This is a genomic window from Caballeronia sp. M23-90 (assembly GCF_053574605.1).
This window is the reverse complement of sequence record NZ_JBSIPA010000262.1, coordinates 1-9,272: the sequence shown is the minus strand read 5'-3', so window position 1 is coordinate 9,272 and position 9,272 is coordinate 1. Positions and strand designations below refer to the sequence as shown.

Annotated in this window: 11 protein-coding genes and 1 pseudogene; 7 read left to right on the top strand and 5 right to left on the bottom strand. The window is 60.1% G+C overall.

What is annotated here, in order from left to right; all coding sequences use genetic code 11:
- The coding region (locus ACRXB1_RS22615) for an RcnB family protein (RefSeq protein ID WP_449493274.1) at positions 1 to 217 on the top strand (217 nt) is incomplete at its 5' end.
- Positions 218 to 295: 78 nt separating this feature from the next.
- Here ACRXB1_RS22615 and ACRXB1_RS22610 read toward each other — a convergent pair.
- A complete protein-coding gene (locus tag ACRXB1_RS22610) occupies positions 296 to 874 on the bottom strand; it encodes a TetR/AcrR family transcriptional regulator (RefSeq protein ID WP_449493273.1) in 579 nt (192 codons plus the stop codon).
- Between the two features lie 104 nt (positions 875 to 978).
- On the opposite strand from ACRXB1_RS22610, the gene ACRXB1_RS22605 reads away from it, so the two are divergent.
- Positions 979 to 1,446, top strand: coding sequence for a nuclear transport factor 2 family protein (locus ACRXB1_RS22605; RefSeq protein WP_062172355.1), 468 nt, complete (start codon positions 979 to 981; stop codon positions 1,444 to 1,446).
- Here the strand turns inward: ACRXB1_RS22605 and ACRXB1_RS22600 are convergent.
- From ACRXB1_RS22600 to ACRXB1_RS22590, 3 genes are all read right to left on the bottom strand, one after another.
- Positions 1,364 to 2,902 carry a UdgX family uracil-DNA binding protein gene (locus ACRXB1_RS22600; protein ID WP_449493272.1) on the bottom strand — a complete coding sequence of 513 codons (1,539 nt, stop codon included), beginning with the start codon at positions 2,900 to 2,902 and terminating at the stop codon, positions 1,364 to 1,366. The genes ACRXB1_RS22605 and ACRXB1_RS22600 overlap by 83 nt on opposite strands.
- An 18-nt stretch (positions 2,903 to 2,920) precedes the next feature.
- Complete coding sequence (locus tag ACRXB1_RS22595; protein ID WP_086382791.1) at positions 2,921 to 4,132, bottom strand: putative DNA modification/repair radical SAM protein; 1,212 nt, start codon at positions 4,130 to 4,132, stop codon at positions 2,921 to 2,923.
- 86 nt (positions 4,133 to 4,218) lie between these two features.
- Positions 4,219 to 5,238, bottom strand: a complete 1,020-nt coding sequence (locus ACRXB1_RS22590) for a transporter (protein ID WP_449493271.1) — start codon at positions 5,236 to 5,238, stop codon at positions 4,219 to 4,221.
- A 223-nt stretch (positions 5,239 to 5,461) separates the two neighbouring features.
- Between ACRXB1_RS22590 and ACRXB1_RS22585 the strand changes: the two genes are divergently transcribed.
- The 3 genes from ACRXB1_RS22585 (at position 5,462) to ACRXB1_RS22575 (ending at position 6,953) form a co-directional block, all read left to right on the top strand.
- The gene (locus tag ACRXB1_RS22585; RefSeq protein WP_062002620.1) at positions 5,462 to 5,794 is read left to right on the top strand and encodes a hypothetical protein; all 333 of its coding nucleotides are present in this window, start codon (positions 5,462 to 5,464) and stop codon (positions 5,792 to 5,794) included.
- A 180-nt stretch (positions 5,795 to 5,974) separates the two neighbouring features.
- Positions 5,975 to 6,412: a response regulator gene (locus ACRXB1_RS22580; protein ID WP_062003633.1), complete on the top strand. Its 438-nt coding sequence runs from the start codon at positions 5,975 to 5,977 to the stop codon at positions 6,410 to 6,412.
- A gap of 271 nt (positions 6,413 to 6,683) precedes the next feature.
- Complete coding sequence (locus ACRXB1_RS22575) at positions 6,684 to 6,953, top strand: hypothetical protein (RefSeq protein WP_062172357.1); 270 nt, start codon at positions 6,684 to 6,686, stop codon at positions 6,951 to 6,953.
- A 149-nt stretch (positions 6,954 to 7,102) separates the two neighbouring features.
- Here the strand turns inward: ACRXB1_RS22575 and ACRXB1_RS22570 are convergent, their stop codons facing one another.
- A complete protein-coding gene (locus ACRXB1_RS22570; protein WP_174365460.1) occupies positions 7,103 to 8,065 on the bottom strand; it encodes a chemotaxis protein in 963 nt (320 codons plus the stop codon).
- 311 nt (positions 8,066 to 8,376) lie between these two features.
- Between ACRXB1_RS22570 and ACRXB1_RS22565 the strand changes: the two genes are divergently transcribed.
- Both ACRXB1_RS22565 and ACRXB1_RS22560 read left to right on the top strand, forming a co-directional pair.
- Positions 8,377 to 8,817: a CBS domain-containing protein gene (locus tag ACRXB1_RS22565; protein WP_062002623.1), complete on the top strand. Its 441-nt coding sequence runs from the start codon at positions 8,377 to 8,379 to the stop codon at positions 8,815 to 8,817.
- 183 nt (positions 8,818 to 9,000) lie between these two features.
- A pseudogene (locus ACRXB1_RS22560) lies at positions 9,001 to 9,272 on the top strand (diacylglycerol kinase); the annotation flags it as partial.

The following is a 9,272-nucleotide window of genomic DNA, read 5'->3' as shown; positions in this document are numbered from 1 at the left end:
TCCCGGCATGCGTGGCGACAGCCCGCGCGAATGGCGCCGTGGAGACCGGTTGCCCAATGATTACCGCGACCGTCAGTATGTGGTCGACGACTACCGCGGCTATGGCCTGCGACAGCCGCCACGCGGATACCACTGGGTTGGCGTTGGCGGCGACTATGTCCTCGCTGCGATCGCAACGGGCGTGATCGCTCAGATCGTGCTCAGCGGCGGACACTAAAATTAGCCGGTTGGCGTACCGCAACGCAAAGAGGCCGTTCAATGAACGGCCTCTTTTGTTGTGCCGGCGAACCGGCGCTCAACTTGGGTCTGCAATTGCCTTCACCACACGAGCCAGCGACTTCAGCGTGGCGTCAGGCGAATCCTCGAATTGTGCACCGATGATGGCGCCATCCACGGCCATTGCCAGCGCGCGAGCATCCGCCTTGGCGGTCCTGGAACCGGCAGGCAGCAATGTCCTGATGACATCCGCCATATCCAGTTTGTGACGCCGCGAGATATCGACCGCTTCAGGCAGCGTACCGCCCACTTCCACCACCGCGTTGATGAACGCGCACCCGCGATACACCTCGCTCCCGAACCATTCCGCAAGCGTGGGCACGAGCGCGCTGGCATCGCCGCCGTGGCGTTTGACGGCGTCCTGGAACCACGCCATCCAGTTACGATGCCGGTAATCCAGGAACGCCACGATCAGATCGTTTTTCGCCGGATAATATCGATAAAACGTCTTCTTTGCGACGCCCGATTCTGCGATCACGCGATCGATTCCCGTAGCACGTATGCCATCGCGGTAGAACAGATTGTGCGCGGTAACGAGAATCCGTTCGGCGGGCGGCAGGTCCGCCGCGAAGTCCTTGGTGGAAGCAAGTAGGTTCATGATCGACCATTGTAGACAGGTCTGTCTACCTGCGCTAGAGTACGCCGGTAGACAGACCTGTCTCCACTAGCCAAGCCGCTCGATAACCTCGCCAAGGACCCGACATGGAAAGCAAACCGCCGTTCCCCCCGTTCAATGCTGAAACCGCCAAGCAGAAGGTCCGTCTCGCTGAAGACGGATGGAATTCGCGCGATCCCAAGCGGGTTGCGCTGGCATATAGCGAAGACACCCGCTGGCGTAATCGTGCGGAGTTCGTGTCGGGCCGTGCTGAAGCCGAGGCATTTCTTGAGCGCAAATGGGCGCGTGAACTCGACTATCGGCTGATCAAGGAGTTGTGGGCATTCACCGGTTCGCGGATCGCGGTGCGTTTTGCCTACGAATGGCACGATGATTCGAAGAACTGGTTTCGCAGCTTCGGTAACGAAAACTGGGAATTCAACGAAGCGGGTCTGATGACGCATCGGCATGCGAGCATCAACGACTTGCCCATCAAGGAATCAGAGCGCAAATATCACTGGCCTCTGGGTCGTCGTCCCGACGATCATCCCGGCCTGAGTGACCTGGGCTTCTGAAGCCGGTAGCATCCGGCGCGGCGGCTGAAGCCAGCATTTGCGCGCGCTCCAGCGCCGACACGATCACATCGACGGCGCGATCGCGCGCAATTTCATCTTGCTGGCGAAGTGCAAACGACGGGTGATAGGTGGTGACCAGCCATCCGCCGTTGAACGGCAAGGTTTTATCCAGATGACTGCCGAGCGTGGCCTGTTTCCCAACAAGACTGTGCAGCGCGGTTGCGCCCAGCGCGACGATCACGCGTGGCTTCACCGTCGCGAGTTCCTGCTCGAGCCACACAGAACAGGCATCGACTTCACGCTGTGCCGGCGTCTTGTGCAGCCGGCGCTTGCCGCGCGGTTCCCACTTGAAGTGCTTGACCGCGTTGGTCATGTACACGTCGGCGCGATCGAGGCCGGAGCGTTGCATTGCCGAATCGAGCAGTTGTCCTGCGGGACCGACGAACGGACGCCCCTTCAGATCTTCCTGATCGCCTGGCTGCTCGCCGACCAGCATGATCGCGGCCTGTACCGGACCTTCGCCCTGCACGGCTTGCGTCGCTTCGCGCCAAAGCTCGCAGCGGCGGCAGGCATCGAGGGATGTGGTTGCATGGCGGGCAGGCTGGGCCTTTTCCGCTTCCATGATGATTGCCTTGCCGCTCGTCAGGCTGAGCGCGCCGACACCGCTCGCCTGCGCCACTTTTCCGGCGCCGCTGCGAGCCTCGCTGATCATTTGCGGAATCAACGGGCCCTCCGGCAAGCCCTTCCAGAACCGCACGGGCATGTGCTGATGCAAGGCGGTTTCGTTGAGGCGCGCCGGATTGAAGGTGCTTTTGTAGTAAGTCAGCCAGAGTTTTTCGGCATCGTCTTCGTTTTCAGGAAGGTGGTCGGCCGCGATCGCGGGGCGTCGCTCGATGCGCAGTTCCGTCCCGCTCCACATGGCGGCGCCGTGCGGCGTGGTGATCATCCACGATGAACGGCCCATGCGCTGGGCAAAGTGATCGGCGCTCCAGGCGAGGACATCGTGATCGGGTTCGTACCACGCGACATATTCCGGCGCGCCGAGGGCCGGGTCGCGTTTGCGGAAACGCACGTACGCGATCATGTCGTGTTGCGCGCGCCGTACCGATTTGGCCATCTTGTGCAGACGCACGCCGTCTTCGTCGGCGGCCGATTCCACCGCGCGGTCGCCCTGCGACCATCGCCAGATCAGCTTGTAGAGGAATGCCCAGCGTTCGGAATCGCGGAATGACGCCGCTTCTTTCAGCAGCGTTGCAAAAGTCTTGGAGATCGAGAGAACGGGCGCATCGGAGGGCAGGCCGGGCGGCTTTTCTGCGTCGAAAAGAGACGGGTCGCTTGCCGTGTGGTCGCTGATCTCCCGCCACTCGATCAATTCCGGCGGCAGTTTCTCCGCGAGCGCCGACAACGCAGCCGAGCGCCAAGAAGCATATTCACCATCGATGACAACCGTCCGCATCCGCATGAGCGCCCCGGCTCACAAAAGGGAGAGCTGAACCGGCGCGGCGGTGAGCGCGCGGCGCAGATGATCGGACGATACATCGCGAATTGGCGGCTTGTAGTCCTCCGTCGTGACGAAGGGCCGTACTTTGTCCATGCTGCACCTGAGGCGCACGAGGTCGTCGTAGCGAATCTTGCGGGACCGTCGCAAATCGACAATGCGTTTTGCGTTTCTCATGCCGATGCCCGGCACCCGCGCAATCATCCTCAACGCCGCCTTGTTCAGATCCACGGGAAAGCGCTCGCGATGCCCGAGCGCCCACGCGAGCTTCGGGTCGATATCGAGCGAGAGATTGCCCGGGCCATCGAGCAATTCGGACGCACTGAACCCGTAGCCGCGCATCAGGAAATCCGCCTGATACAGCCGATGCTCGCGCAACAGCGGCGGCGCCTGCAAAGGCACGGCGGACGGGCTGTCGGGAATCGGGCTGAAGGCCGAATAGTAGACGCGCTTCAACTTGTATGACCCATACAACGTTTCGGCGGTGGCGAGGATGGTCTGGTCGTCGGTGGTATCGGCGCCCACGATCATTTGCGTGCTTTGTCCGGCCGGCGCGAAGCGCGGCGCCTTCGGTTCGGCCTCCGATTCCTCTTGCGCCACGCGGATCGAACTCATCGCGATCTTGATGGTGCGTCCGCTTTTTTCAGGCGCGAGCCGTTGCAAGCTGACATCTGTCGGCAATTCGATGTTCACGCTCAGCCGGTCCGCGAAAAGTCCGGCTTGCTCGATCAACCCGGGATCGGCGTCGGGAATGGTTTTCAGATGGATATAACCGCGGAATTGATGGTCCTCGCGCAAGGACTGTGCGACACGAACCAGTTGTTCCATGGTGTAGTTCGACGAGCGGATGATTCCGGAGCTGAGAAACAGCCCGTCGATGTAATTGCGCCGATAGAAGTCGACCGTCAGGTCGACCACTTCCTGCGGGGTGAATCGTGCACGCGGCACATTGCTGGAACGGCGGTTCACACAATATTGACAGTCGTACTGACAAAAGTTGGTCAGCAAAATCTTGAGCAACGACACACAACGCCCGTCAGGCGTGAAACTGTGGCAAATGCCTGCGCCCGTGCTGGCGCCGAGCCCTTCAAGTCCACGCGATGACCGCTTCGGTGCGCCGCTGCTTGCGCAAGAGGCGTCGTACTTGGCGGCATCGGCGAGGATTTCCAGCTTTTCGGACAACTCCATTGCTGATCGCCGGTACTGTATATGCGTACAGTATCGGCGTCCGCCATGGTTGAATGCAAGTTCAAAATTGGGTGACAGATCGCAGCCTAGCGCCCGCGTCTTCGATAAAACGCCCACCAACCCGCGAGCACGGTGAACGTCGCGACGATCGCGACCATCAGCCAGAAGCCATGCTTGTTCTCGGCGAGCGGAATGCCGCCGACGTTCATGCCCATGATCCCGGCGACGATGTTGATCGGCAATGCCAGCACCGTGACCAGCGTCAGCGTGAACAGCGTCCGGTTGCTTTGTTCGTCCAGACGCGCGGCGATTTCTTCCTGCAAGAGCTTGATGCGTTCTACAAGCCCGGCCACATCGCCGAGAACGAGGGAGAATTCTTCGGTGGCGTCGCGCAGATCCTGCAGGTCGAGCGTCTGCAGCCAGCGCGGCGGACGGGCAAGCAGCCGGAAGATCGATCCCGGCTCGGGCGCAAGCAGACGCTGCAGGCGCACCAGCACTCGCCGCGATGCACCCAGTTCCGAGCGCGTGGCGGGGGCGCGCATGGAGAGAAACCGGTCTTCGACTTTATCGATGTCGATACTCGTGCGCCTTACGATCTGGACCAGCAAGTCGGCCTGATCGCGCAGCAAATGGATTAGCAGCTCGACGGTCGAGCGAAAGACTTCGCCGCCGCGCACGGCCTCGCGCAGGGTATCGATGGAGCGCAAGGGTTTCAGCCGCGCGGTGACCAGCAGCTTTTCGCGCGTGTAGACCCACAGTGTGGCGATCTCGGATGGCGTTACATCGAAATTGAACATCACGTCGTTGATCACCGCGAGCAGTGCGCCCTCCTGGTGTTCGATGCGCGTGGAATGCGAGCCGTCGCGCAACGTTTCAAAGAAGGCGTCGGGCAAATCGAGCTGCGTGCGCATCCAGCGTTCGCTTGCGCCGTTCGCCAGATCGAAATGCAGCCAGACGAAATCGCCCGCTTCCTGGCCGGCGTTGCATTGCGCAAGCCAGTTGAGCGCGCCGTCCGAATCAATGTGAATGCCCGGCGCGTCTTCGGCAAAACGAAAGCCGCACACGAGGCCGGAAAAGTCAGAGGCGTAGGGCAGGGCGGTAGTCATCGGCGGCGGGGAATGAAAAACGGATCACTCACCGATTGTGCGTGCCAATTGCGGCAGTTCGGACGTCCCGTGCAACGAATTCGCGTTACTGTGGGGAGATTGCTGCGTGACACGTAACGGACTTATGGCTGTCACGCCTTGCGGGTAGACTCGCGCGGTGCAAGAAGGCCGTCGAGCGCAGCCTGACCCTTCTCGCTTCATTGCGCATCACGGGGAAATACACATGGAAGATCGCGTCGAGCAGGACGAACCCACGCAGACCACGGCCGACGGATTGACGCGGCTGGCGGCAAGCATCGTCGAATTGCTGGGCGAGCAGGCCATCGACAGTCGTCTCGGGACGAAATTGCTCAAACGGCTCGAGAAGGAAGCGAAGCTGGTCGCGGAGCATGGCCCGCAAGCGTTGAACAAGACACAAAAACGCACGTTGCGCGATGCGCTGGACAAACTGGACGAGGCACTGCGTCAGTCCGACGCAAACCTGTTGGTTCTCGCGAATGCAAAATTGCGCTCGACGGACGAATCTTCCGGCAAAAAGGTCAAAGCAAAGTCCTGAACGCCCGACATGCTGGCGCCCATGATTAGTCGATGAGCGCCGCTTTCAACCGGCCAACTCATTGTCAGACAAGACGTGTACGGGTTCTGGCCTCACCTCCGCATGAAACGCTTGTGACAATAGAGCAGGTTGGCGCGAAAAATGCTGCATTTGCTGCACCTGCAAAATATAGAGCGGTCAATGCTTTCAGTTTCCTACTCCCCGAAATGCGCGCTGTGGACGAGCCGCAACGTCGACGCAGACCATGAGCAGTGGCGAATCCTGGTTGTCGATGACAACGCCGCGAGCGCCGAAGGTCTCGCTGCCGCGCTCAACGCAGACGGCTGCGACACTCGCTTTGCGCTGAGCGGTGTAGACGCGCTACAGGCAATCGATGGTTGGGTTCCACATGTCGTCGTGCTCGACATCAGCATGCCGGAGCACGACGGGTTCGCCACTGCCCGCGTTTTACGCCGAATCTCTCCCACCCGTAATGCGGGAATCATCGCTTTTACGGCGCTTGGGGAAGACTACGTGCGCTCGAAGGGCGTTCACGCAGGCTTCGATGGCTACTGCCAGAAAGGCAACGCGCCCGGCGTCCTGGTCAAGTTGATTGGTCAGATCGTGCAAGTTCACTGAAATCGGTCGCCGAAAGTCGGTTTTCAACTTCATTTGTCCCCAAAACCTATCGCCGCAAGCCTTTTACAGGCTTGCTTCTGGCGTTTCCCCGGCGCACCCCATCCGCCTGATTATTCTTCGATCCTGAATAGTGTATTGAAGTTTATGGGGATAAAAAACCGATAGTACGGGTATACACTGCATTTCATCGACGAAGCAGCAACGACGCATTAGCAAGACCGCTGCAACGCCTTGTGAACAGTCGTACGTCTACCCAATATCGGAGCTCATCATGAAAAAGAACCTTCTCGCATCCTTGCTTATCGCCGCTACCGCTTCTATCGCTGTTCCGGCTTTTGCCAGCGGCTACGGCCCGGCGCCTTCGTATCGTCCTTCGGTGGGTGCTCCGGCTTCGCAACAAGGCCAGAACACGCAAACGCTGGCTGCTGAAAGCCGTAATGCCGATGCAAATGCTTACGGTGGCTCGAAGTCGCTGACGCAGTCGGGTTCGACGAGCCGTGACGGCACCAGCAAGTCGCAAGCAGTTTTCTTCGGTCAATAAGTCTTCGTGCTGTTGCGCGCACAACCGGCAAACATCAAGCCGTCCTGATCGCGTAAAGCTTCGCTGAATGACCGTGTAATGCGCCAATGCCCGCTGGAATTGCGTCCAGCGGGCATTGGCGCTTTTGCGTCGAGGCCGGACTAAATGCTTCAGGTGCCGGTCTTCAATGCGTTGCGCATCACGGTCGCGAGTTCGGCCGGCGCAAACTTCGATACATACGCGTTTGCGCCCACTTTGCGCACGTGTTCCTCGTTCGCCGATCCCGACAGCGACGAATGGATTACCACCGGAATGGCCTGCATGCCGGCGTTCGCCTTGATGCGGCGTGTGAGCGTGAAGCCGTCCATCTCCGGCATTTCCAGATCAGTCAGCACCAGCGCGATTTCATCCGATGCAAGCCGTCCTTCCGACTCGGCCTTGCGCTGCAGGTCTTCCAGCACATTCCACGCTTCCTGGCCGCTCTTGGTCATGATGAACGACACGCCCATCGCGTTCAGGCTCTGCTCGATCAGGCTGCGGGCGACGCCGGAATCATCGGCGGCGAGAACCTTCGTGCCGGGCTTCAGGACCAGGCGGCCCGTGCTGGACTCGTTGATCTCGTCTGCAGTTGTCGACGGCAGGACGTCGCGCAGGATCTGCTCCACGTCGAGCACTTGCGCGAGCCGCGAACCGTCCACGTTGCCGTCGAGCCGCGCGAAGCTCGTCACCGTCCGCCCGCTCGAATGCGATTCCGCCGATAGAACCTGGTTCCACTCCAGCCGCACGATATCGTCGACTTCTTCGACGGCAAAACCTTGCGTGGTACGCGCGAATTCAGTCACGAGCAGGATCTTCGGACCGTTTTTCGGCTGGCAACCCGTCACCTGCGCCAGATCGATGACCGGAATGATCTGACCGCGGATATCGGCAACGCCGAGGATTTCGGGATTCGCGCCGGCGACCACGGTGATCTCGGGCATCGCGAGAATCTCACGCACCTTGAACACGTTGATGCCGTAAAGCTCGCGCTGCTCCGAGCCGGGCGCTTCGCCCAGGCGGAACAAGAGCAGCTCGAACATGTTGTTGCCTGCGAGCCGAACCCGCTGTTCGATGTCGTGTTGTGAGCTGCTCAAAATGTTCTCCTGTTCGATTTATGCCGGGCTTTGACCAGCCGGTTCCTGATTAGCGGCGCGGTGCAGGGAAACTGAAGCTCAATTTTGCGGGTTTATGAACGCAGCGTTACCGTGCCGTGCGCATATCGAGTTTGCCGTATCGGGATTGACCCTTGGACGGACTAAAACCCGTGTTTTCGAGCGTCCGGGCAACCGGCAGGTGGCCTATACTTTTTGAATGGGCTGGGTAATTTTCATGTAAGGCAAGACGTGGCCCCATGTGGTACGCCCTGCCGTCCGGCAGGCGTCGCGCGGTTCAACGGAGGCGTTCGATGGCAACAGTCGCACAAGTTCTTAATTCGAAACCCGATCACACCATCTTCACGATTGCCGACACGGCTTCGGTCTACGACGCCATCGTCATGATGGCGGAAAAGCATATCGGCGCGCTGATCGTGACGCACGGCGAGGCCATTGTCGGGATCATGACCGAGCGCGATTACGCGCGCAAAGTGGTGCTGATGGACCGGGTTTCGCGGCAGACCCCGGTGCACGAAATCATGACTTCGCAAGTGCGTTTCGTGCGCCCGGAGCAGACCACGGACGACTGCATGGCGCTGATGACCGAAAAACGCATGCGCCATTTGCCGGTCATCGACGGCGAAAAACTCGTGGGGATGATTTCCATAGGCGACCTGGTGAAAAACATCATGTCCGAGCAGGAGCTCACCATCCACCAACTCGAAGGTTATATACGCGGCGAACATATGTAGCCGGCGTTTGTAGTCGCTTTGCAGGCGCGCGGGGCGGCAAGCCGCGCGTCTTTTTATTGGCGGAAGAAAATGTAAGCTAATTGTTATAATTGTCGGGCGCCGCAACGGCTGCCCGGCAATGGCTGGCGACGCACCCGTTCAATCATCGAGCGTGCTCGATCCGACCTGACAGGAGCGCCATTCATGACGCCCGCCGAACTATCCCCAACGCCATCCGAAGCCGCTCCGCAGGCACACGCACCTCGAACGATCGCCGCTGATGCGCCGTTTTTCATCGTGATGAACGCGGGTTCGGGGCGCAAACAAAGCGATGAAACCCGCGCCGCGCTCGAACGGATGCTTGGCGAGGCGGGACGGAAGTTCGAGATCAGACTTGTCGACAACCCGGCAGAACTCGCCGATACCGCCGCCCAGGCGGTGCGCGACGCAAAGGCGCAAAACGGCGTGGTGGTCGA